The 22,535-nt window shown below is 74.5% G+C and carries 22 protein-coding genes and 1 pseudogene (1 of these 23 running past the window's edge); 12 read left to right on the top strand and 11 right to left on the bottom strand.

Annotated elements, in window-relative coordinates:
• Positions 1 to 43 precede the first annotated feature (43 nt).
• A pseudogene (locus tag OG871_RS07600) lies at positions 44 to 196 on the top strand (hydrolase); the annotation flags it as partial.
• A 75-nt stretch (positions 197 to 271) separates the two neighbouring features.
• Here OG871_RS07600 and OG871_RS07595 read toward each other — a convergent pair.
• Positions 272 to 1,036, bottom strand: coding sequence for a GntR family transcriptional regulator (locus tag OG871_RS07595; protein ID WP_371495270.1), 765 nt, complete (start codon positions 1,034 to 1,036; stop codon positions 272 to 274).
• Between the two features lie 196 nt (positions 1,037 to 1,232).
• Here OG871_RS07595 and OG871_RS07590 point away from each other — a divergent pair, with 196 nt between their 5' ends.
• Complete coding sequence (locus OG871_RS07590; protein ID WP_371495268.1) at positions 1,233 to 2,750, top strand: alkaline phosphatase family protein; 1,518 nt, start codon at positions 1,233 to 1,235, stop codon at positions 2,748 to 2,750.
• Positions 2,751 to 2,805: 55 nt separating this feature from the next.
• On the opposite strand, the gene OG871_RS07585 is transcribed toward OG871_RS07590, so the two are convergent.
• The 4 genes from OG871_RS07585 to OG871_RS07570 all read right to left on the bottom strand — a co-directional run bounded on the left by OG871_RS07585 (position 2,806) and on the right by OG871_RS07570 (position 5,483).
• Complete coding sequence (locus tag OG871_RS07585) at positions 2,806 to 3,861, bottom strand: protein kinase family protein (RefSeq protein ID WP_371495266.1); 1,056 nt, start codon at positions 3,859 to 3,861, stop codon at positions 2,806 to 2,808.
• A 111-nt stretch (positions 3,862 to 3,972) separates the two neighbouring features.
• On the bottom strand, positions 3,973 to 4,452 hold the full coding sequence (locus OG871_RS07580; RefSeq protein ID WP_371495264.1) for an SRPBCC family protein: 480 nt from the start codon (positions 4,450 to 4,452) through the stop codon (positions 3,973 to 3,975).
• Positions 4,442 to 4,822: an ArsR/SmtB family transcription factor gene (locus tag OG871_RS07575; protein ID WP_371495263.1), complete on the bottom strand. Its 381-nt coding sequence runs from the start codon at positions 4,820 to 4,822 to the stop codon at positions 4,442 to 4,444. The genes OG871_RS07580 and OG871_RS07575 overlap by 11 nt, the downstream gene beginning before the upstream one ends.
• A gap of 76 nt (positions 4,823 to 4,898) precedes the next feature.
• On the bottom strand, positions 4,899 to 5,483 hold the full coding sequence (locus OG871_RS07570; protein ID WP_371495262.1) for a helix-turn-helix domain-containing protein: 585 nt from the start codon (positions 5,481 to 5,483) through the stop codon (positions 4,899 to 4,901).
• Between the two features lie 140 nt (positions 5,484 to 5,623).
• Between OG871_RS07570 and OG871_RS07565 the strand changes: the two genes are divergently transcribed.
• Entirely contained in the window at positions 5,624 to 6,463 is an 840-nt protein-coding gene (locus OG871_RS07565; RefSeq protein ID WP_371495260.1) for an EamA family transporter, read from the top strand.
• A gap of 57 nt (positions 6,464 to 6,520) precedes the next feature.
• Here the strand turns inward: OG871_RS07565 and OG871_RS07560 are convergent, their stop codons facing one another.
• Genes OG871_RS07560 through OG871_RS07540 form a run of 5 tightly spaced genes read right to left on the bottom strand, consistent with a single transcriptional unit; the run spans position 6,521 to position 11,323 of the window.
• On the bottom strand, positions 6,521 to 7,030 hold the full coding sequence (locus OG871_RS07560) for a GNAT family N-acetyltransferase (protein ID WP_371495258.1): 510 nt from the start codon (positions 7,028 to 7,030) through the stop codon (positions 6,521 to 6,523).
• Positions 7,027 to 7,848, bottom strand: coding sequence for an ABC transporter ATP-binding protein (locus OG871_RS07555; protein WP_371495256.1), 822 nt, complete (start codon positions 7,846 to 7,848; stop codon positions 7,027 to 7,029). The genes OG871_RS07560 and OG871_RS07555 overlap by 4 nt, the downstream gene beginning before the upstream one ends.
• On the bottom strand, positions 7,845 to 8,477 hold the full coding sequence (locus OG871_RS07550) for an isochorismatase family protein (RefSeq protein WP_371495254.1): 633 nt from the start codon (positions 8,475 to 8,477) through the stop codon (positions 7,845 to 7,847). The genes OG871_RS07555 and OG871_RS07550 overlap by 4 nt, the downstream gene beginning before the upstream one ends.
• A gap of 15 nt (positions 8,478 to 8,492) precedes the next feature.
• Positions 8,493 to 10,142, bottom strand: coding sequence for a (2,3-dihydroxybenzoyl)adenylate synthase (locus OG871_RS07545; RefSeq protein WP_371495252.1), 1,650 nt, complete (start codon positions 10,140 to 10,142; stop codon positions 8,493 to 8,495).
• Positions 10,139 to 11,323 carry an isochorismate synthase gene (locus OG871_RS07540; protein ID WP_371495250.1) on the bottom strand — a complete coding sequence of 395 codons (1,185 nt, stop codon included), beginning with the start codon at positions 11,321 to 11,323 and terminating at the stop codon, positions 10,139 to 10,141. Before OG871_RS07540 ends, OG871_RS07545 begins: the two co-directional genes overlap by 4 nt.
• A gap of 617 nt (positions 11,324 to 11,940) precedes the next feature.
• Between OG871_RS07540 and OG871_RS07535 the strand changes: the two genes are divergently transcribed.
• The 6 genes from OG871_RS07535 to OG871_RS07510 all read left to right on the top strand — a co-directional run bounded on the left by OG871_RS07535 (position 11,941) and on the right by OG871_RS07510 (position 16,899).
• Positions 11,941 to 12,681 (top strand): thioesterase II family protein, encoded by a 741-nt coding sequence (locus OG871_RS07535; RefSeq protein ID WP_371495248.1) that lies wholly within the window; start codon positions 11,941 to 11,943, stop codon positions 12,679 to 12,681.
• Entirely contained in the window at positions 12,678 to 13,514 is an 837-nt protein-coding gene (locus OG871_RS07530) for a metallophosphoesterase (protein WP_371495247.1), read from the top strand. Before OG871_RS07535 ends, OG871_RS07530 begins: the two co-directional genes overlap by 4 nt.
• Positions 13,511 to 14,155, top strand: coding sequence for a 4'-phosphopantetheinyl transferase (locus OG871_RS07525; RefSeq protein WP_371495245.1), 645 nt, complete (start codon positions 13,511 to 13,513; stop codon positions 14,153 to 14,155). Before OG871_RS07530 ends, OG871_RS07525 begins: the two co-directional genes overlap by 4 nt.
• 95 nt (positions 14,156 to 14,250) lie before the next feature.
• Positions 14,251 to 14,808 (top strand): exonuclease domain-containing protein, encoded by a 558-nt coding sequence (locus OG871_RS07520; RefSeq protein ID WP_371495243.1) that lies wholly within the window; start codon positions 14,251 to 14,253, stop codon positions 14,806 to 14,808.
• The gene (locus OG871_RS07515; protein WP_371495241.1) at positions 14,799 to 15,014 is read left to right on the top strand and encodes a hypothetical protein; all 216 of its coding nucleotides are present in this window, start codon (positions 14,799 to 14,801) and stop codon (positions 15,012 to 15,014) included. Before OG871_RS07520 ends, OG871_RS07515 begins: the two co-directional genes overlap by 10 nt.
• Before the next feature lie 604 nt (positions 15,015 to 15,618).
• A complete protein-coding gene (locus OG871_RS07510) occupies positions 15,619 to 16,899 on the top strand; it encodes a helix-turn-helix domain-containing protein (RefSeq protein WP_371495240.1) in 1,281 nt (426 codons plus the stop codon).
• 84 nt (positions 16,900 to 16,983) lie between these two features.
• Here the strand turns inward: OG871_RS07510 and OG871_RS07505 are convergent, their stop codons facing one another.
• The gene (locus OG871_RS07505; protein ID WP_371495239.1) at positions 16,984 to 17,916 is read right to left on the bottom strand and encodes a TauD/TfdA family dioxygenase; all 933 of its coding nucleotides are present in this window, start codon (positions 17,914 to 17,916) and stop codon (positions 16,984 to 16,986) included.
• Between the two features lie 663 nt (positions 17,917 to 18,579).
• Here OG871_RS07505 and OG871_RS07500 point away from each other — a divergent pair.
• The 3 genes from OG871_RS07500 to OG871_RS07490 form a co-directional block, all read left to right on the top strand.
• Positions 18,580 to 18,801, top strand: coding sequence for an MbtH family protein (locus OG871_RS07500; RefSeq protein ID WP_371495237.1), 222 nt, complete (start codon positions 18,580 to 18,582; stop codon positions 18,799 to 18,801).
• A 64-nt stretch (positions 18,802 to 18,865) separates the two neighbouring features.
• The gene (locus tag OG871_RS07495; protein WP_371495235.1) at positions 18,866 to 22,441 is read left to right on the top strand and encodes an amino acid adenylation domain-containing protein; all 3,576 of its coding nucleotides are present in this window, start codon (positions 18,866 to 18,868) and stop codon (positions 22,439 to 22,441) included.
• A protein-coding gene (locus OG871_RS07490) for an amino acid adenylation domain-containing protein (protein ID WP_371495233.1) crosses the window boundary here: on the top strand, positions 22,438 to 22,535 show its beginning. Its footprint extends 9,625 nt past the window's final position; 98 of the gene's 9,723 nt are visible here — the first part of the coding sequence; its start codon is at positions 22,438 to 22,440; the stop codon falls past the right edge of the window. The genes OG871_RS07495 and OG871_RS07490 overlap by 4 nt, the downstream gene beginning before the upstream one ends.

The following is a 22,535-nucleotide window of genomic DNA, read 5'->3' as shown; positions in this document are numbered from 1 at the left end:
TTCGCAAGGCCGCCTTCGGCCACTGGGTGCGCCACCGGTGGTGCAGACCGGCAGCACCCCGCGCTCGTACGACGAGCAGGTCGACTACGTCTACTTCGTCAAGGACCAGGTGCTCACCCCGGCCCAGGTGAGCGGCCGGATCGCCCAGCACCGCTCGGCGGGCACCACCTTCACCGACACGGTGCCCGGCAGCTGACCGGGCGACGACCGCAGGGCGGTCCGGAGCGGTGTGCGCGGGGCGCGCCGGTCCGGGCCGCCGGCGCGTCGGGGCTCAGGCTCCCGGTGCCCGCAGGTCCAGGGTGAAGCTGAACCGGTCGCCCCGGTAGAGGGAACGCACCTGTTCCAGTGGTGCCCCGGCCGCGTCTAGACTGCGCCGGTGCAGCAGCAGCATCGGCAGGGCGGGCGGGGTACCGATCAGCAGGGCCTCGCGCGGGGTGGCCAGCACCGTCTCGATCCGCTCCTGCCCGGCGCCGAGCTCGGCCCCCTGCTCGCGCAGGTAGGCGTAGAACGAGGACGCCGGGTCGAACTCGTCGGCCAGCCGGGGCACCCGGGCGACCGCCACGTACGTGCTCTCCAGGCCGATCCGTTCCTCGTCGGCCAGCAGCAGCCGCTCCAGGTGCCAGACCGGCTCGCCCTCGGACAGGCCGAGTCGGCCGGCCGTGGCGGGATCGGCGGGGAAGCGGTCGAGGCCGATCAGGGTCCGTCCGGGGCGCATGCCCTGGCGGCTGACCCCCTCGGTGTAACTGGCCAGTGACAGCGGCTGTTCGAGCTTGGCGCCGGCCACCACCGTGCCGCGCCCGCGCCGCCGCAGGCGGCCTTCCAGCAGCAGTTCGCGCAGGGCCTGGCGCAGGGTCGCCCGGGCCACCCCGTACCGGGTGGCGAGCTCCACCTCGGTGGGCAGCAGGCCGCCGGGGCCGAGTTCGGCCAGCAGGCCGTCCAGCTCGGTCTTGACGACGTAGTACTTGGGCAGCCGGCCGTGCTCCGGGACGCCGGATCGGACGGGGGTGCCGGGTGCGTGCGGGGTCCCTGGACTCACCGCGCCACCTTATCGGGGCGGGGAGTGGCGGCATTCGATCACGGGACGGTAACGGGTCTGGACCGAAATTCCCGCGCTGTTCATGCGGCGGTGCGCTCCGGGAAGCTCGGACATCCCCGGCCGCCCGCACGCTCGTACCGGCGCGGCACGCCACGCGCCCCCGTCCCCACCGTCTCCAGGGAGAGCCCCCGTGCGCATGTCCCGTTCCCTCCGGATCGCCGCCGCCGTCACCGCCGTCGGCGCCGCCACCGCGGTGACGCTGTCGCTGACGGCCGTTCAGGCCACCGCGGCCACAGGCCCGTACAAGGGTCTGCCGAACGGCACCAAGCAGGCCAAGACCCTCGTCATCGGCATCGACGGCACCCGGTACGACAAGCTGCTGGCGGCCGACGCCCCCAACCTCAAGGGCCTGATCGCCGGCGGGATGACCGCCACCGGCAACCTGTACGCCGACCCGCTCGCCCCGACCCTGTCCGGCCCGGGCTGGTCGACCATCGCCACCGGCGTGTGGCCGGACAAGCACGGCGTGAAGGACAACACCTTCGCGGGCTCGCACTACGACCTCTACCCCGACCTCGCGACCCGCCTGGAGACCGCCGCCCCGACCGCCTCGACCCTGGTGGTCGCCTCCTGGAGCCCGGTGGCCGACACCGTCTTCAACGGCCGGGCCGACCTGCGGATCCCGGAGGCCGACAACGACACCAGGACCGCCGCGGACGCCGCCGACTACCTGCGCAACGGCAACCCCGACACCACGTTCCTGCACTTCGACCAGGTCGACGAGGCAGGCCACGGCTACGGCGGCGCCAGCCCGCAGTACATGGCCGCGATCCACTCCGTGGACGGCCTGGTCGGCCAGGTGGTCCAGGCCGTCAAGGCGCGGCCCGGCTACGCCGCCGAGGACTGGCTGATCGTGGTCACCACCGACCACGGCCACACCGACGCCGGCGGCCACGGCGGCAACAGCGCCAACGAGCGGCAGACCTTCGTGGTGGCCGACGGCGCCGGCTTCACCCCGGGCTCGACCCGCCAGGACGTCAAGCCGGTCGACATCGCCCCGACCGTGCTCAAGCACGAGGGCGTGGCGATCGACCCGGCCTGGAAGCTCGACGGCCGGCCGATCGACGAGATCACCCCGGACGCGTTCGACGCCCTGCGGCCGAGCCTGCAGACCCGAATCGACGAGACCGGTATCCCGTCCGGCACCAAGGGCTGGACCCGCACCGCTCCGGGCGGCTGGAGCATCGACAACTCCCGGATGCCCGGCGGCGGCGTCACCGAGTGGCGCGGCTGGACCTTCGCCACCGACGAGTTCTGGACAGCCGCCCAGCTCGGGCAGGCCCGCGAGACCAACGTCCGGGCCCGCAACGTCTTCGCGGTGGCCGACTCCGACGAGTGGGACGACAAGTCGCACGGCGCCGGCCAGTTCGACTCCACCCTGCTCAGCCCGCGCTACCCGGTGGGCGGTGCGAGCAGCGCGACCCTGAGCTACGCGACCGACTACAAGGTCGACGGCCCGCAGACCGGTGACGTCTACGTCGTGTTCGACTCCGGCACCCTGCAGCTGGTCAAGTCGTACCGGGCGGACGCCAACGGGTTCGAGAAGATCGCGATCGCCGTCCCGGCCGGCGCCACCACCGCCCAGCTGCAGTTCCGCTACACCGGCACCAACAGCGCCTTCTGGACGGTCGACCAGGTCGCCCTGACCCTCTGAGCGTCCTGACCCCGCGCCCCGACGGCAGGCCCCGGCCGCCGTCGGGGCGCTCGCGTCACCCGGCCAGCGCCTCGCGGACCTGTCGCGCGGGGAAGACGGCGGCCGGCCCGCCACCGTGCAGCAGGCCGTGGAAGTCGGCCATGACGGCGGCGACCGGCGCGTACCGGGTGACGAGCTCCGCGGCCGCGCCCGGGAGACCGGCCGGTTCGCCGCCCTCGGCGCAGTGCCGCAGCAGTGCGTCCCCCTTGTCCTGCCGGTGCCCGCACAGGGCCGAGACCAGCCAGTGCGCCAGGTGGCTCGCGGTGGCGCCGCGGTCGTAGTCCCGGTGGTCCCGGAAGAACCGCGCCTCCTGCGGGGAGCGCGTGAACCGCTCGTGCAGGGCGAGGCCGAAACCGGTGAAGTAGAGGCGGTGGCCGTCGGTCAGCACGTTCTCCAGCCGGGTGTCGAAGTGCAGCAGCCCGCGGGAGTTCATGAACGCCGTCCCCGACCGCAGGCCGCGGTCCGCCGCCGCCCAGGCCGACGCGGCGCTCCCGCCGCCCTCGGCGGTCCGCCCGGCCAGCCAGGCCCACAGGGTCAGCGGGATGTACTCCAGGAACAGCACCGCGCTGTACGAGGCCCGCCCGAGCTCCTCGACCCGGGCCCGCACCGCCGGCGAGCCCTCCCAGTGACCGACCACCTTCTCCACGTCCGCGAGTTCCTCCGGGACGGGCACGCCGGGGCTGGGCAGCACCCGCCAGTGGTACATCAGCGGGAAGTTCTGGCTCTCGTCCAGCAGCACCCAGTCGGTGGTGGTGCCGTGCACCGCGAGCTCGCGCCAGGCGCCGAAGCCCGGGCTGCGGACGCCGTAGTGGCAGGCGGGCGGCAGCCGGAACACGTCCGCCGTGGACATCACGTTGCCGGCCAGCAGCTCCCGGTCGGTCAGGGGGATCCGCCGCACCAGGACGGGCACCGTGCCGACCGCCAGCCGGGCCGCCCGGCCGCCGCCGCCCGCGTCCGCGGGCACCGCCCCGGCGAGCAGCCGGGTGAGCTGCCGGTCGTCCAGCCTCGACAGCGCGGTGGAGGCCGAGTCGTACGCGGCGAGCCGCGCGGTGCGGGAGAGCGGGACGGACATGGCCGCCACCTTATGCCGCGGTCGGCGGTGACGGCCCGTCAAATCGGAAAGGTCATACCGGTGGCCGGGCTCGGCCGGGGCCCGGCCGGCTTCGGCCCGGCCCGGTCGGGCTCAGCCGAGCGAGACCGCGACCTTCTCCAGGTGGTCCATCGCCTCCTGCATCCCGCCCTCCATCCCGGAGTCGATGTGCGCGTCGCGGTGCTCCCCGGTCAGGTGCTCGACCAGGACGGTCAGGGTGGTGCGGCCGTCCCGCTCGGTGAGCGTCAGGGTGGTCAGGGCCGGGGCGTCGGGCATCCCCTCGAAGACCTCGGTCGCGACGATCCGCTCGTTCGGGACGATCTCCCGGTACTCGCCGTGGAAGGCGACCTCGAAACCGCCGTTCGCCGTCATGACGTAGCGCCAGGTGCCGCCGACCCGCAGGTCGACCTCGACGCCGGTGACCTCGCCCCGGTCCCCGCTCCACCAGCGTTCGATCAGTTCGGGGGTGGTCCAGGCCCGGTAGACCAGGTGCCTGGGGGCGTCGAACTCCCGGGTGATCAGGATCTCGGTGTCGGTCGGGAGGGTGACCACTGCCGTTCCGCTACTCGTCACTGCCGTCATCTCCATCGTCGTCATCGCCGTTGTCGCCGTCGGGTTCCTCGCTGAGCTCCGCCAGCACCGCGTCGAGCCGGTCGAAGCGCTGCGACCACGACCGCTCGTAGCTCGCCACCCAGTCGTGGATGGCCTTGAGCGGGCGGCCGTTCAGCCGGTAGAGCCGCTGCCGGCCTTCGTCGCGCACCTCCACCAGTCCGACCTCCCGGAGCACCCGCAGATGCTTGGAGACCTGGGGCTGTGCCAGGTCGAGCGCGGCGACGAGGTCGTTCACGGAGTGCTCCCCGGCGGCGAGGAGGTCGAGGATCTGCCGCCGCCGGGGCTCGGCCACCGCGTTGAACGCGTCCGTCGTCGTTGCTGCTCGCGCCATGGGTCCCATCATATTCCGATATGGGAATATGTCGAGCGGAGGGCCCCGGCGGGTGCGTCGGGGCGCCTCCCCGTCCTCAGGCCCGAGGGGCGGGACCCGCCGGCAGGTGGACCGTCATCACCAGGTCGCACGGGCCGGTCCCGGCGCCCCGGTAGGTGTGCGGCACGTCCGCCTCGAAGGTCGCGGTCGTCCCGGCCGCCAGCGGGTACTCGGTGCCGTCCACCACCAGCGTCATCGCCCCGGCGGTGACGCTGACCGTCTCCACCACGCCCGCGGGGTGCGGGTGGCTCGGATAGGCCTCGGCGGGGTGCAGGCGCCAGCGCCAGACCTCCACGGGGGCCGGGCCGGCGGTGGTGAGCATCAGCTGCGCCCGGCCGCCGTGCTCCCCGGTCCACAGCGGGGCGACGGCCGCCGCGTCCACCACCTGCACCCTGCTCTCCCGGGGGCCCTGCATCAGTGCGGACACCGACAGCCCGAGGGTGTCGGCGAGGCGGACGAGGGTGGCGAGGTTGGGATTCCCCTGGGCCTTCTCCAGTGCGACCAGGGCGCCCTTGCTCACCTGCGCCCGGGTGCTGAGCTGGTCCAGGGTCAGCCCCGCCCTGGTCCGGGCGGCCCGGACGTTGCGGGCCACCGTGTTCAGCGCCTCCACCGTGTCGGCCACGCCCTCACCTCTCGCCCGCCCGCCGGTCGGTCGCTCGGGTGCCCGCCGGTCGTCCGAATGTACCGCGCGGTCGGCGCGGTGCACGCGCGCCGGTCGTTTCGATGTACCGTTGGGTCGTTCCATTGCCCCGGAGGTGTCCCGTGATCGCGCTGGTCCTGGCCCTGGCCAGCTCCCTGGCCTACGGCTGCGCGGACTTTCTCGGCGGCCTCGGCGCCCGCCGTGCCCACGTCCTGTGCACCGTGATGATCGCGGCGCCCGCCAGTCTCGCCGTCGAACTGCTGCTGTGGCCGCTGCTCGGCGCCACCTGGTCGCCCGCCGCCCTGGGCTGGGGCGCCGCCTCGGGCGTCGCATCCGCCCTCGCCTTCGTCCTGCTCTACCGCACGCTGGCGATCGGGCCGATGAGCGTGCTCTCCCCGATCACCGCCCTGGTCTCCGCCGTGCTGCCGGTCGGTCTCGGCCTCGCCCAGGGCGAGCGGCTGGGGGCGGCCGCGCTGGCGGGCATCCCGCTGGCCCTGGCCGCCGTCGTCCTGGTGAGCGCGGGCCCGGGCGCGGACGGTCCGGCCCGGCCGTCCCGGACGGCCCTGCTGCTCGCCGTGGGCGCCGGAACGGCGATCGCCGTCCAGCTGATCTGCCTTCACCAGGCCCCCGCCGACAGCGGACTGGCACCGCTGATCACCGGCCGGGCGGTCTCCTCCGCGGTGACCCTCGCCGCGGCGGCCGCGATGTGGCGGCGCCTCGGCCCGGAACGGCCCTCGCTCTACCTCTCGGCCGGCTCCGGGGTGCTGGACTCGCTGGCCAACCTCGCCTTCCTGCTCGCCGTCCGCAGCGGCGACCTCGCCGTGGTCGCGGTGATCACCGCCCTCTACCCCGCCGGCACCGTCCTGCTGGCCCGCACCGTCCTCGGCGAGCGCATCCACCGCAGCCAGCTCGCGGGCCTGGCCCTGGCCGCCCTCGCCGTCAGCCTCCTCGCGCTCGGCTGACCACCACGGCCGGACGTCGACGACGAGGAGCTCCGTACCGGCCGCTGCGCGTCGTGACTACACGGGCCCGGCGGGCGCTCGGAGTTCGTAGCGGTACACCCGGGAGCCGCGGGCCGGGTCGAGGGTGGCGGTCCAGGCGGTCGGCGCGAGGGCGGCCGGGATCTCGCGGAAGCCGTGCCGCAGGAAGAGCGCGGCGCTGCCGGTGCTCGCGGCGTGGACGGTGCGCAGGCCGCGGTCGCTGGCGCGGTCGAGGAGCGCGGTGAGGAGCCGGGAGCCGACGCCGGTGCCCTGGTGACCGGGGTGGACGCAGAGGTTGTAGAGGAGCCCGGCGGCCGGATGGCCGGGTTCGGGCGCGAGCGGCCGCAGGGCGACGCAGCCGGCGGGCGGCCCGGGCCGGGGGTTCGGGGCGAGCAGGAAGTCGGTGGCCCGGTCGCGGTAGTCGGCGAGGGTGCGGACCCGCAGTTCGCCGGAGCGCATGAACGGCGCCGACAGGACGTACAGGGCGGTGGCGTCACCCCCGGTCGCGACGCGGACCGGGACCGGGGGCGCGGCGACGGTCAGGTTCACCGCCGGGCGGCCGTGCGCGCGGGGGCGGCCGGGACGACGAGCGGGGTGCCGGTCTGCGGGTCGTCGATGATCTGGCAGGGCAGGTCGAAGACCCGCTCGACCAGGTCGGCGGTGACGATCTCGCCGGGCGGGCCCTCGGCGACCACCGCGCCGTCGCGCATGGCGATCAGGTGGGTGGCGTACCGGGCGGCCTGGTTGAGGTCGTGCAGGACGGCGACCAGCGTGCGGTCCTGCTCCTCGTGCAGGCGGGCGCAGAGGTCGAGCACCTCGACCTGGTGGGCGATGTCGAGGAAGGTGGTGGGCTCGTCGAGCAGCAGCAGCGAGGTCTGCTGGGCCAGCGCCATGGCCAGCCACACCCGCTGGCGCTGACCGCCCGACAGCTCGTCGACGTACCGGTCGGCGAGGGTGTCGACGCCGGTGGCGGCCATCGACTCGGCGACCACCCGCTCGTCCTCGCGGGACCACTGCCGCAGCAGGCCCTGGTGCGGGTAGCGCCCCCGGGCGACCAGGTCGGCGACGGTGATGCCGTCCGGGGCGGTGGAGCTCTGCGGCAGCAGGCCGAGCCGGCGGGCGAGCTCCTTGGACGGCAGCCCGCTGATCTGCTCGCCGTCCAGCAGGACCCGGCCGGCGGCGGGCTTGAGCAGCCGGGCGAAGGCGCGCAGCAGGGTGGACTTGCCGCAGGCGTTCGGACCGACGATCACGGTGAAGGAGTTGTCCGGGATGGTCACGGACAGCTCGGTGGCGATCGCCCGGTCGCCGTAACGCAGCGTGACGTGGTCGGCGGCGAGCCGGCCCGGGGCCGTCGGGGCGGTGGTCACCTGGCCTCCAGCAGCTGCTCGGTGTGGACCACGACGGCGCACTTGTCGGCGGCCCAGCGCAGCGCGTCCAGGTGGTGGCGCTCGGAGAAGTCGGCGACGGCGTCGCCCACGACGAAGGCCTGGATGTCGTGGCTCCAGGCGTCGGCGGCGGTCATCATGACGCCGATGTGCGCGTAGACGCCGACCAGGACGAGCTGGTCGCGGCCGGCGGCGGCGAGCCGGGCGGCCAGGTCCGTGCGGGCGAAGGCGCTGTACTTCCACTTGGTGAGCAGGGTGTCGCCGTCGGCGGGGGCGACCGCTTCGGGCATGCCCTGGGCGTGCTCGTCGGCCGGCAGGCCCGGGCCCCAGAAGTCCAGCTGGAGGCCGCGCTGTTCGGGGCTCTGGCCGCCGCGCTGGTGCGAGTAGACGACCGGGGTGCCGTGCGCGCGGGCCCAGTCGAGCAGCCGGGCCGTGTTGCCGAGCATCGGGCCGAGCGGGGAGGCGTCGGGGGTGAACGCCCGCAGGAAGTAGTTCTGCAGGTCGTGCACGAGCAGGACGGCCCGGTCGGGGTCGACCTGCCAGCGGACGCGGGCGCCGGGCAGCTGGTCGGGGCCGGGCATCGGGTAGGGCTCGATGGCGGGCAGTGCCATGGTGGTGGGGTCTCCCTACGGCTGGGGGGCGGTGGCGCGGAGGTCCTTCTTGCTGACCTTGCCGATGCCGGTCTGCGGGAAGGCGGTCACGAACTCCACCTTGTCGGGCACCTTGAAGTCGGCGAGGCCCGCCATTCGGACGAAGGCCTTCAGCTCGGCGGCGCGCGGCCGGGCGGCGCCCTCGCGCAGGATGACGTAGGCGCAGCTGCGCTCGCCCAGGTAGGCGTCGGGGGTGGCGACCACGGAGGCGTCGTGGACGGCCGGGTGGGCCAGCAGCACGTTCTCGACCTCCTCGGCGGCGACCTTCTCGCCACCCCGGTTGATCTGATCCTTGGCCCTCCCCTCGACCACCAGGTGACCGGAGGGCGTCCGGCGGACGACATCACCGGTGCGGTAGAACCCGTCGGCGGTGAACGCCAGGGCGTTGTGCTCGGGGGCGCGCCAGTAGCCGCGGATGGTGTACGGGCCGCGGGTGAGCAGGTGGCCGGTCTCGCCGGTGGCCAGGTCACGGTCCTCGTCGTCGACGACCCGGACTTCGTCGTCGGGCGAGATCGGGCGGCCCTGGGTGGTGAGGACGGTCGCCTCGTCGTCCTCGGGCCGGGTGTAGTTGACGAGCCCTTCGGCCATGCCGAAGACCTGCTGGAGCCGGCAGCCGAGCGCCGGCGCGAGCCGGCGGGCGCCCTCGGCGCTGAGCTTGGCGCCGCCGACCTGCAGCAGCCTGAGGCTGCCGAGGTCGTACGGGCTCTGCGGTGCGGCGTCCGCCCAGGCGAGGGCGACCGGCGGGACGAGGCCGGTGAGGGTGACCCGCTCGCGTTCGATCAGCGGGAAGGCGGAGTCGGGGCTGGGGTCGGGGGCGAGCACCACCCGGCCGCCGGCGTGGAAGGTGCCGAGCGTGCCGGGGGAGCTGAGCGGGAAGTTGTGCGCGGCGGGCAGGGCGCACAGGTAGACCGTGGCGGCGTCGAGTCGGCAGATCGCGGCGGACTCCCGGACGCTGTACAGGTAGTCGTCGTGCGCCCGGGGGATCAGCTTGGGCAGGCCGGTGGACCCGCCGGAGAGCTGGAGGAACGCCAGGTCGCCCGGGCCCGGCGGGTCCTGGACGGGCGCGGGCTCGGCGGCCCGCAGCTCCTCGACCGGGGTGTACGGGCCGGGGTCGCCGACCACGATGACCTCGCCGAGCGCGGGGACGGCGGCGAGCACCTCGGCGGCGAGCTCGCGGTGGTCGAAGCCGGCGTGCCGGTCCGGCACGATCAGCGCGCGGGCCCCGGCGAACTCGCAGAAGTACGAGATCTCGGCGCGCCGGTGCGCGGGCAGGGCCATCACCGGGACGACGCCGGCCCGCAGCAGGCCGAAGAAGAGCTCGAAGAACTCGGCGAGATTGGGCAGTTGCAGCACCACCCGGTCGCCCCTGCGCAGGCCGCGGGCGAGCAGGCCGGTGGCGATCCGGTCGGCCCGGAGGTCAAGCTCGGCGTAGCTCCAGTGGCGGTCGCCGTCGGTGACGGCGATCCGCTCGGGATGGGCGGTGGCGTGCGCGCGGACCATCCGGTCGAGCGTCTCGCCGGTCCAGTGGCCGGCCGCGCGGTAGCGGGCGGCGTACTCCGCGGGCCAGGCGGTGTCGGTCGACCAGGCGGCGCCGGCGGCCGGATCGGCGGCGGGACGGGTGCTCACTTGCTCTCCTCCAGGCCCACGGCGTGCAGGAAGGTGCGGAACTTGGCTGCGGTCTCGGCCAGTTCGGCCGCCGGGTCGGAGGCCGTGACGATGCCCGCCCCGGCGAACAGCCGCAGCAGGTCGCCGTCGGCCTCGGCGCAGCGCAGGGTGACGACCCACTCGCCGTCGCCGTCGAGGTCGCCCCAGCCGACCACGCCGGTGTACAGGCCGCGGTCGAACGGCTCCAGCTCGCCGATCAGACGGCGGGCCCGGTCGGTGGGGGTGCCGCAGACGGCCGGGGTGGGGTGCAGGGCGAGCGCGAGGTCGAGTGCGCTGGTGCCGGGGTCGGCCAGGGTGCCGGTGACGGTGGTGGACAGGTGCCACATCGCGGCGGTGCGCACCAGCGTCGGCTGCTCGGGGACGGTCAGGTCGGCGCAGAGCGGGGCCAGGGCGGCCCGGACGGCCTCGACCACCACGGCGTGCTCGTGCAGGTCCTTGGGGGACTCCAGCAGCGCGGCGGCGCGACGGACGTCCTCGGCCAGGTCGGTGCTGCGGGCGGCCGAGCCGGCCAGCGGGTTCGCGCTGACGGCGGTGCCCCGGCGGGAGACCAGCAGTTCGGGGCTGGCCCCGATCAGGGTGGCGGCGCCCTCGGCGGGGACGGCGAAGGTGTAGCCGTCCGGGTCGCGGCGGGCGAGGCGGTGCAGCATGGACGGCAGGTCGGCGCCGCCGGGAGTGGTCAGTTCCAGGGTGCGGGCCAGCACGACCTTGGTCAGCTCGGGGTCGTCGGTCAGCCGCCGGACGGCTTCGCCCACGGCGTCGCGGTAGACCCCGGGGGCGGGCACCGGACGCTGCTGCCAGGTGGTCACGGCCGCCCGGGCGCCGGGCAGTTGGAGCAGTGGGTCCTCGCGCAGCGGCGCCGCCCACTCGGCCAGCTCGGGTATGAAGAGCCGGGACGGCGCTCCGGGTGAGAACGGGATCGCGCCGACGACCACGGGGTGCTCCAGGCCGTCCGCGCGGGCCGCGCGCAGGGCGTCGGCCGCGCGGCCCGGGTCGGCCACGGTGGCACGGACGCCCTCGGCCAGCAGGGTGCGGCTCGGCCCGGCGAAGAACGCCGAGGAGGGGCCCGGCCGGTAGGCCGCCAGCAGGGCCGCTGCGCCCGGCAGGGCGGCGGCCGTGTCGTGGGCCGTGGAGGCCGTGGTCATGAGTTCTCCGTTTCCTGGCGCGGGTGGCGCCTGGGCCGGGGCGTGCGATGGGGGACGGGCCGGCCGTGGGGCGGGCCGTCGTCGGGGCGGGCGGCGCTGCTGGGGTGGGTGGCCGCGCGGGGATGCGGCGGGCCGGGGTACGACCCGGTCCTCGCGGCTGCGGACCGGCCGTCAGGCGGCGTGCGCCGCGGCCGTACCGGGACGGCGTCGGGGCTGTCCTTCGACGGTCGGGAGAGGCGGGGGCGACGGCATCGGGTACTCCGCGGGCAGGGTGGATCGGCCGGGGAGCCAGGGCGGCGCCCACGTGTAATGGTTAGGCTAACCTAACCATACTGGAGTGCGGGAGGGGGCCGTGCCCCGCCGGTACCCGGTGCGGGCCGCGCGGATCCTGCCCCGGGCCGGTCCGGGCGGGCCCCTGGTCGGCCCTGGCCCGTCCGGGCGGGCCGTGCGGCCGGGCGCGGCGTTCGATGTGAAGATCCGGAGAAGTGAAGCGGTGTCAGAGTATTGTTCGGCTCAGCTGATGCGTGTTCCGGTGCTGTCTGCGGTGGTGGACGGATCGGATCCGTCCTGATGGTGAACGTCCTTGATCGGTACCGAGGGGTGACAGGGAAGTGGCGATGAGCAGCGACCGCTGGATACGGCGGTACCACCCGACGGAGTCGGCTCCCGTCCGGCTGGTGTGCTTCCCGCACGCGGGCGGCTCGGCGAGCTACTGGCACCCGCTGTCCACGGCACTGCGGCCCGAGGTCGACGTCCTGGCCGTGCAGTACCCCGGCCGTCAGGACCGTTTCACCGAGACCCCCTTGGCAGGCATCACCGAGCTGGCCGCACAGGTGGTCGCCGCCCTCGGCCGCCCCGACGGTCGCCCGCTCGCCCTGCTCGGACACAGCATGGGCGCGGTGATCGCGTACGAGACCGCCCGGCGGCTGGAACGGGCCGGCTCAGGCCCCGCCCACCTCTTCGTGTCCGGCCGGCGGGCGCCGGACCGGGGCCGCCCGGAGACCGTCCACCTGCTCGGTGAGGAGGAGCTGGTCGCCCACACGGCGGCACTCGGCGGCACCGACCCGAGTCTGCTCGCCGACCCGGAGATCCGGGCCCTGGCCCTGCCCGCGCTGCGCGCCGACTACGCCGCGCTCGCCGGCTACCGGCCCGATCCGCCGCGGCCGTTGGGCTGTCCGGTCACCGCGCTGGTCGGCGACGCGGACCCGGTGACCTCCGAGGACGACGCCCGGGCCTGGGAGCAGTACTCCGGCGGCGAGTTCGAGCTCGACGTCTTCTCCGGCGGCCACTTCTACCTGAACGGCCGGCACGACGAGATCGCCGCCGTGGTCTCCCGTCACCTCAAGGCCCTGGTATGACCGGCACCCTGTTCGCGATCAGCGACCTGCACGTCGCCTACCCGGAGAACCGGAAGGTGGTCGACGAGCTCCGGCCCGACTCCCCGGAGGACTGGCTGATCGTCGCAGGCGACGTCAGCGAGCGGTTCGGCGAGATCGAGTGGGTGCTGGCCACCCTGCGCGAGCGGTACGCCAAGGTGATCTGGTCCCCCGGCAACCACGAGCTGTGGACGCCGAAGGACGACCCGGTGCAGCTCAGGGGCGAGGAGCGCTACCGCGCCCTGGTCGAACTCTGCCGCCGGCTCGACGTGCTGACCCCCGAGGACCCGTACGCGGTGTGGCACGGCGGCCCCGGCGGGCCGGTCACCGTCGCCCCGCTCTTCCTGCTCTACGACTACACCTTCCGTCCCGAGGGCACCGCCGACAAGGCCGAGGCGCTCGCCGCCGCCTACGCGGCCGGCGTGGTGTGCACCGACGAGATGATGCTGCACCCCGACCCGTACCCGTCCCTCGACGCCTGGTGCGAGGCGCGGATCGAGGAGACCGAGCGCCTGCTGGCCCGCCGTGACCCGGCGCTGCCGACCGTGCTGGTCAACCACTACCCGCTGGTGCGCGAGCCCACCAGGATCCTGCGCTACCCGGAGTTCGCGCTCTGGTGCGGCACCGAACGCACGGCCGACTGGCACCTGCGGTACGACGCCGCCGCCATGATCTACGGTCACCTCCACATCCCGCGCGTCACCTGGTCCGACGGAGTGCGCTTCGAGGAGGTCTCGCTGGGCTACCCGCGCGAGTGGGGTCCGCGCGGCGGGCCGCACCGGCCGCGCCGGGTCCTCCGGGAGGAGGAGCGGTGATCGAGCAGCTGCTGCCCGCGGGCGTCTCCTGGGCCGAGGCCTTCGACGACCTCGCCGACGCCCCGCTCTTCCCCGAGGAGGAGGCACTGGTCGCCAAGGCCGTACCCGGCCGCCGACGGGAGTTCGCCACCGTACGGGCCTGCGCCCGGCGGGCGCTCGGCGCGCTCGGCCTGCCTCCCACGCCGATCCTGCGCGGCGAGCGCGGCGCCCCGACCTGGCCGGCCGGCGTGGTCGGCAGCATGACGCACTGCGCCGGCTACCGCGCGGCGGTGGTCGCCCGGGCGTCGGAGCTGCGCACGGTGGGCATCGACGCCGAGCCGCACGCGCCGCTGCCCGAGGACGTCATCGACGTGATAGCGCTGCCCCAGGAGCAGTCCAGGATCGCCGAGTTGCGGGCGGAACAGCCGCAGGTGCACTGGGACCGGATGCTGTTCAGCGCCAAGGAGAGCGTTTACAAGGCGTGGTTCCCGCTGACCAGGCGCTTCCTGGAGTTCGAGGAGGCGGACATCGAGCTCGCCCCGGACGGCACCTGGTCCGCCCGGCTGCTGGTCGACGGGACCACCGCCGACGGCGGCCCGCTGCGCGGCTTCAACGGCCGCTGGCTGGTGCGGGGCGACCTGCTGCTCACCGCGATCGCCTGACCGCTCGGGCTGCTGGGGCCGCTGGTGCCACCTGGGCCGTCGGGCGGCCGGAAAATCCCGGTGACCGGCCCCCGCCGCCCGCTACGCTCCCCGGCGTGGAGAGCACCGGGGAACTGTGGAACGTGGTGGACGTCGAGGCGACCTGCTGGGACGGCGACCCGCCGGCCGGCGCGGTGAGCGAGATCATCGAGATCGGTCTGACCGTGGTCGACCTGGCCGCCGGCGAGCGGATCGGACGGCACCGGATCCTGGTCCGGCCCGCGCGCTCGACCGTGAGCCCGTTCTGCACCCGGCTGACCGGGCTGACCCAGGCCGAGGTCGACACCGGCCTGTCGTTCGCCGAGGCCTGCCGGCTGCTGGCCGCCGAGCACCTGGCCGGGCGGCGCCCGTGGGCGAGTTGGGGCGACTACGACCGCCACCAGTTCACCAGGCAGTGCAGCGCCACCGGGACGGCCTACCCGTTCGGCCGCCGCCACACCAACGCGAAACTGGTCTTCACCGAGGCGAACGGGCTGCGCAAGCGCCCGGGCATGGCCGAGGCGCTCCGGCTGGCTGGCCTGCCGCTGGAGGGCCGGCACCACCGGGGCGAGGACGACGCCTGGAACATCGCGGCCCTGGTGCTCGACCTGTCCGCCCGGGGAGCGTGGCACTGAGCGGCGACGCTGTCCCGCCGGAGACCGGAGGCCCGTTTAGGCGGCCGCCCAGTGGCTCACCGTCAGCGATCATCTCGCCGCCCACCCCGACGACCCGCAGGCCGGGCGAGCTCAGGGCCTGGTCCGCGCACGCCCGCCGCGGCTACCTCGCCTACACCCGGCGCTACCTCGGCTGGGGCGTGTTCATCCTCCGGGCCGGCGGCTGACGGCTCCTCCGGGGCATCCGGCCGGACGGCGGCCGGTCGGCCAACTCCTGCTGTGGGCAGCAAATCTGATTGTGAGTCAGCTCAACCGGCCGCAGCGGATTCCGTCGGTCGGAGGCCCATCCGGCGCAGCGGGCGACGGCGGACGGCCTCGGCCGGGTCGGTACCGCGCGGGTACCTGGCGCTCGGCGGAGCGGTGCCCGACCGCCTGCAGCCACCCCACGGTGCCCGCCGCCGCGGTCGAACGCGAAACCCCTTCCGGCCCCGGCTTCCGGTGACGGAGAGTCAACAGGTGCGGGGAGGGCGGAAGTACCCGGGAATGTCACGGCGACGCGGGCACGGATCCTGATCCGTGCCCCTACTGCGGCCGGTCCGTGACCGGGATCCGAAACTCGGTGAGACGTCTCTGATCGAATTCGAACATCGGACGGTGATCTCCCGTAGGATCGGCCCCGCCACCCACGCTGGGGTGCCGTCGTCTCCGGGGGGAGCGCACACGACGACGGCAGCGCGGCCCGGAGCGCGTGGTGGCGCGGCGGCTCTCGGCCGCCTGTGATGGGCCCCAATCGGGGGAGACAGCAACCAACACGGGCAGGAGGGGGGAGTTTTGAGCGACAGATTCGGGCACGAGTTGCGAAGACTTCGGACGCAGCAGGGTGTCTCGTTGAAGGCGCTGAGCGAAATGGCCCACTACAGCAAGGGCTACCTCAGCAGGGTGGAGACCGGAGCCCGGCCCGCCACTCCGGAGCTGGCAGGTCGGTGCGACGACGTGCTCGGCGCGGGCGGCGCGCTGCGCGGCCTGGTGGCCGACCAGGACTCCGAGGTCCAGTCGGCCGGACCGTTGAGACCTGCCCAGTTACCCATGGCGGTACCGGACTTCTACGGCCGGGAGCGGATCCTCGGCCGGCTCGACGGCCTGCTCTGCGAGCAGCGCATGGTGGTCTGCGCGATCGACGGGATGGCGGGCGTCGGCAAGTCGGCGCTGGCGATCCACTGGGCGCACCGGGTCCGGGACAGGTTCCCCGACGGCTGCCTGTTCGCCGAGATCGACGGCCCCGGACAGGACGGCGCCTGGATCACCCCCACCGAGGTGCTCGGCGGGTTCCTGCGCGCGCTGCGGCCCGGCGGCCCGCTGCCCACCGCGATGAGCGAGCGGGCGGCACTGTTCCGGACGCTGCTGGACGGCCGCCGGATGCTGATCGTGCTGGACGGCGTGGTCAGCGCGGAGCAGGTGCAGCCGCTGCTGCCCGCCGCGCCCGGCAGCATGGTGCTGGTCACGAGCCGGGTCCGGATGGCCGGCCTGCGGTCGGCGCAGCTGCTCTCGCTGGACCCGCTGGATCCGGCCGAGGCGGTGCGGATGGTCGCCGCCATCGTCGGCGAGGAGCGGGTGGCGGCCGAGCCGGTGGCGGCCCGGCGGCTGGTCGAGGCCTGCGGCCTGCTGCCGCTGGCCGTCCAGCTGGTCGCGACCCGGCTGGCGGCCCGGCCGCGCTGGCAGATCGCGTCGCTGGCGGAGCGGCTGGAGGACGAGGAGGAGGGCAGCTCGGTGCTCGACCTCGGCGGCGCGGCCGTCGGCACCGCGTTCCGGCTCAGCTACGAGCGGCTCGGCTGGCAGGCGGCCCACGCCCTGCGGCTGATCGCCCAGTTGGACGGGCCCGACCTGTCGCTGGCGGTCGCGGCCGAGGCGCTCGGCGCGGACCGCAACGAGGCCGAGAACCTGCTGGAGGAGCTGGTGGACGCCAGCCTGCTGGACACCCCCGCGCCCGGCCGGTACGCGTTCCACAAGCTGGTCCGGTCGTTCGCGCTCGGCCTGGTGCGGCGGGCCGAGCTGGCCACCGCCGGTCCGTCCGGGGTCGCGCTGGCCGGTCTGGCGGACCGGATCGGGCGCTGACGGCGGCCGGCCCGCAGCGCGACGCGCCGAGGGGCGGCGACCGCCGGTACCGACCGGTCGGATCGCCGCCCCTCGGCGTGCGGGTCAGGCGCCGCCGTACGGTTCCGCCATCGCCACCGCGATCTTCCGCGGCCCGGTGAAGGGCTCGCGGGCGTGCGTGGACAGCATGTTGTCGAGTACCAGGACGTCGCCGCGCCGGTAGTCGAACCGGGTGGAGGTGGCCCGGTAGCAGTCCCGGAGGTGGTCCAGGACCTCGTCCGGGATGGGCTCGCCGTCGCCGTAGTAGGTGTTGCTCGGCAGGTCCTCCGGCTTGCACAGGGCCTGCAGTCCGAGCCGCAGCTCCTCGGGCAGGGTGGTGACGTGGAAGAAGGTGGCGTGGTTGAACCAGACCTGGTCACCGGTGACGGGGTGCTTGTGGACGGCGTCCCGCACGGCCCTGGTGCGCAGCCGGTCGGTGCCGATCCAGGTGGCCTCGATGCCCTGGCCGGCGCAGTGCCGCAGCACCTCCTCGCGGTCGTCGGTGTTGAACACCTCCGCCCAGGGCAGGCCCAGCCCGCCGCCGTAGTTGCGCACCACCGACCAGCGGCGGCGCTCGAACTCCTCGCGTACCGCTGGGTCGATCGCCGCGTACAGCGCCCGGGTGGAGGAGAGCGGGGTGGCGCCCAGGGTGAGCGGCGGTTCGATGCAGTAGAAGTACAGCACCAGTGGCCAGACGGCCTGGTAGGAGTTCTCGTTGTGGGCGAAGATCTCCTCCTGCGGCGGGTACTCGGTCGAGGTGTAGACGTTTCCCTTGATCGACTGGCGGGGTGAGGAGCGCTCCGCGTAGGTCAGGGGTTCGCCGGACAGCTCGCGCACCACGGCGTCGAAGCCGTCCACGCCGTCCACCGCGAAGTCGCGGAACAGCAGGGCGCCGTGGACGAGGAGTTGCTCGCGCAGCTCCTCGCGGTGCCGGCGGATGTGCTCGACCAGGCGGCGGTCGCCGCCGTCGACGGTGAGGGGCAACTGAGGCGCAGTCACACGGGTACTCCGTTCGTCGGATCATGGTGTGGACGCAGGCCGCCGCGCGGAGGAGCCGCGGGGGCTGGGGAGCGGGCGGGCCGCCGAGTCGTGGCGTCGGCCCCGGCCGCCCCGGGTGGCCACGGGCCGGTGTGAAATCGGCGGTGGTCGGCGAATGCGGGGCGGCGGCGGTGCGGTATCCGGGTGGCGTGCCACCGGGTGCCAGCACCCTATCGCCGGTGGAATGCACCGACAAGCAGAGGGGGGAACGAACCCCCTTTTGCCGTGCCGGAATTGGCGGAATCGGGCGCAGGCAACCCCGGGACGACCTGACACATTGTCGAGTACATGACTCGAATTCCCTGGTGGACGCGGGTTGCCAAGGGGTTGTCAGTTGCCAGGCTCTGGCAACTGACAACCCCTTGAGCACGATTGATCAAACCGGCCATGATGGCGATGCTCGAACGGGGTTGCGCTTCCCGCTGTCGGAGAACGGCATCCGGAAGGCATCCGGAGCCCTCGACGCTCCCCCTCGTATCGACGACCCACGGGCAGGTGAACGGCACCTTTCCGGCTGCGCCGCGCAGGCCGGGGAAAATGCCGTTCGCTCCCGTTCCGGTGAACTCCCGGAAATCCTCCAGTGAATGAATTCGGCGCGTACAGAAGCCCGGCTGAGGAGTGCAGATGAGTGACGATCAGAATGACGGCCAGCAGTACCTCGTGGTGTTCAACGACGAGGAGCAGTACTCGATCTGGGCGGTCGGCCGTGACATCCCGGCGGGCTGGCACACCGAGGGCACCCAGGGCGGCAAGGACGAGTGCCTGGCCCGGATCTCCGAGGTCTGGACCGACATGCGGCCGCTGAGCCTGCGGCAGCGGATGGAGCAGGCCGCCGCACAGGCGTGACCCCTCCCGCCATCCGACCGACCGGGCCCGGCCACCACCGCCACCCATCACCGAAGGGCTGACCGTGCACACAATCCCGCCGCCCGGCACCGGGCCGAACGGCGCGGCCCCGGCCGCGCCCCGGAGGCCGGCCGGGTCACCCGGCGATCCCGCCCCCGGCGGGCTGCTGCTGCACGAGCTGGTCGCCGCCAGGGCGGCCCGCACCCCGGACGCCACGGCGGTGGTCGCCGACGAACGGGAACTGAGCTACGCGGAGCTGAACCGCCGCGCCAACCGGCTGGCCCACCACCTGCGCGCCCTCGGTGCCCGCCCCGACGACCCGGTCGGCGTCTGCCTGCACCGCGGAGTCGACCTGGCGGTCGCCCTGCTCGCGGTCTGGAAGGCCGGCGCGGCCTACGTCCCCTTCGACCCCAACCACCCCAAGGACCGCATCGACTGGGTCCTGCGCGACACCGGCGCGCGCATCGTCCTCACCCAGGACGCGCTCGCCAAGCTGGTCCGTGCCGACGGCGTCCGTCCGGTCGTCCTCGACTCGGCCGGCTGCGAGCGCGACCTCGCCGGAGAGCCCGACGCCGACCCGGAGCCGGCCGCCACCGCCGACCACCTCGCGTACGTCATCCACACCTCCGGCTCCACCGGCCGCCCCAAGGGCGTCGCCGTCAGCCACCGCGGCATCCGCAACCGGGTCGCCTGGACCGTCCGCACCCACGGGCTCGGCCCCGGCGACCGGGTGCTGCAGAAGACCTCGCTCAGCTTCGACGCCGCCGGCTGGGAGTTCTTCGGCCCGCTGAGCAGCGGCGGGACCGTCGTGATGGCGCCGCCCGGCGTCGAACGCGACCCGGCCGAGATGGTCCGCACCATCGCCCGGCAGCGGATCACCGTCCTGCAGGTGGTGCCCTCGGTGCTGCGCCTGCTGGTCGAGGAGCGCGGCTGGGCGGAGTGCACCGCCATGCGGCTGGTCTTCTCCGCGGGCGAACCCCTGCACGCCGAGCTCTGCCAGCGCCTGCTGGCCGAGGTCGACGTGGAGATCTGGAACACCTACGGCCCCACCGAGTGCTCCATCGACGTCACCGCCCGGCGGTTCGACCCGCGGCAGCGGACCGGCCCGGTGCTCATCGGCCGGCCCATCAGCGGTATCCGGCTGCTCGTCCTGGACACCGACGGCGCCCTCGCCCCGATCGGCCTGCCCGGTGAACTGCACGTCGGCGGCGCCGGCGTCGCCCGCGGCTACCTGAACCGCCCCGACCTCACCGCCGAGCGCTTCGTCCCGGACGCGTACGGCCCGCCCGGGGAGCGCCTCTACCGCACCGGCGACCAGGTCCGCTGGCTCGCCGACGGCTCACTGGAGTACCTCGGCCGGCTCGACGGCCAGGTCAAGGTGAACGGCGTCCGGATCGAGCCCGGCGAGATCGAGGCCGTCCTGGCCGGCCACCCGCAGGTCCGCGCCGCCGCCGTGGCCGCCGTCCGCAACACCGCCGGGATCGGCCGGATCGTCGCCTACCTCACCGTCCGCGAGGACCCGGGCCACGAGCGGATGCGCGCCTGGTGCCGCGAGCGGCTGCCGGAGTACCTGGTGCCCGCCGTGTTCACCGTGCTGGACGACTTCCCGCTCACCACCAGCGGCAAGCTCGACCGCAAGGCCCTGCCCGCGCCCGGCGCCCCGCGCCCCGAGAGCGCCGGGCGGACCGCCCCGGCGACCGCCACCGAGCGGACCGTCGCGGCGATCTGGGCCGACCTGCTGGACACCCCCGACATCGCCGCCGAGGACGACTTCTTCCGGCTCGGCGGCTACTCCCTGCTGCTCGGCCGCCTCGCCCAGCGGCTGCGCACCGCGACCGGCCGCGAGATCGCCCTCGCCGACCTCTTCACCGCCTCCACCGTGCGCGACCAGGCCCGCCTGCTCGACCTCGCCGGGGCCGACCGGACCGCGATCACCAGGACCGACCGGAGCGCGCCCCTGCCGCTCTCGGCCGGCCAGCAGCGGATGTGGTTCCTCGACCAGCTGACCCCCGGCAGCGCCGAGTACGTCGTCCCGATCTTCCTGCGCCTGCCCGCCGGCACCGACCCGGCCGTCCTGCGCCGGGCCCTGGCCGCCCTCGCCGCCCGGCACGAGGCGCTGCGCACCCGCTACCCGCTGCTGGACGGCCGGCCCGTCCAGCAGGTCGACGGCCCCGGCCCGGTCGAGCTCGCCGTCACGGACGCGCCCGGGGCCGGCCTGCCCCGGCTGTTCGGCACCGAGCTCGCCCGCGGCTTCGACCTCGCCCGGGGCCCGCTCTGGCGCGCCCTGCTCGCCCGCCGGCCCGACGGCGCGGCGCACCTGCTGCTGACCGTCCACCACATCGCCTGCGACGGCTGGTCGACCGTCCTGATCAAACGCGAACTGCGAGCCCTGTGCACCGCCCTCGCCGACGGCCGCGAGCCCGAGCTCGACCCGCTGCCCATCGGCTACCCGGACTTCGCGGCCTGGCAGCGCGAGCACCACCTCACCCCGGACCTGCTGGAGCGCCAACTCGCCCACTGGCGGACCACCCTGGCCGGCCTGCCCACCCTGCGGACGCCCACCGACCGGCCGCGCCCCGCCCACCGCGAGGCGCACGGCGCGGTGCACGCCTTCACCATCCCCGCCCCGACCGCCGAGGCGCTCTTCGAGATCGGCCGCAGCCGGGGCGCGACCCCGTTCATGACCCTGCTGACCCTCTGGCAGCTCCTGCTCGCCCAGCACGGCGAGCAGGACGACATCGCGGTCGGCACCCCGGTGGCCGGCCGGGTCCGGCCCGAGACCCACGGCCTGGTCGGCTTCTTCCTCAACTCGCTCGTCCTGCGCACCGACCTCGGTGGACGCCTCAGCTTCGAGCAGGCCGTCGACCGGGTCCGGGACACCTGCCTGGCCGCGTTCGCCCACCAGGACCTGCCGTTCGAGCAGCTGGTCGAGGCGCTGCAGCCGACCCGCGACCCCTCCCGCACCCCCCTCTACCAGGCCCTGTTCGACCTCCAGGACGACGGACTCACCGGCCTGGCCGAGGACACCGCCGACCTCGCCGAGTTCGGCGCCGCCTGGCGGACCACCCCGACCGACCTCGCGCTGATCATGCGGCGGCAGGAGAACGGCGACCTCGGCGGCCTGCTGGAGTACGCCACCGCACTCTTCGACCCGGCGACCGCCGAGTCCCTCGCCGAGGGCCTGGCCGCCCTGGCCGGGAAGCTGGCGGCCGACCCGGGCGCCGCCCTGTCCGCGGTGGACGTCCGCACCGGCCGGGACCGCGAACGCGCCGCCCTGCCCTGGAACACGGCCGACACCCCCGTCGCCAACGCGCCGCGGCCGGACCGCGCCGAACACCTCGCCCCGCGCAACCCGTTCGAGCAGCGGCTGGCCGAGATCTGGGCCGAAGCCCTGGAGACCGCCGTCGGCGTCCGGGACGACTTCTTCGCGCTCGGTGGCAACTCCCTGCTCGCCGCCACCGTCACCGCCGCCGCCCGGGCCGAACTCGACCTCGACATCCCCGTCCGGGCCCTGTTCGACGGCCCCACGGTGGAGCAGTGGGCCCTGGCCCTGGAAGACCTGATCCGGGCGGAGATCGCCCAGCTCAGCGATGAGGACGTCGTGGCCGACACGACCCGTACGAAGGGGCAGCCGGCATGACTGCTGGAGACTCGCAGCACACCACCCACGCCGCCGCGGACCTCCGCGAGGAGCTGATCCGGCGCCGGATGGCCGGCGGCCGCCCCACCGGCCC

The sequence above is a fragment of the Kitasatospora sp. NBC_00374 genome (assembly GCF_041434935.1).
GTDB lineage: Bacteria > Actinomycetota > Actinomycetes > Streptomycetales > Streptomycetaceae > Kitasatospora.
The sequence above is the reverse complement of the archived record's forward strand: the minus strand, read 5'-3'. Positions and strand labels throughout refer to the sequence as shown.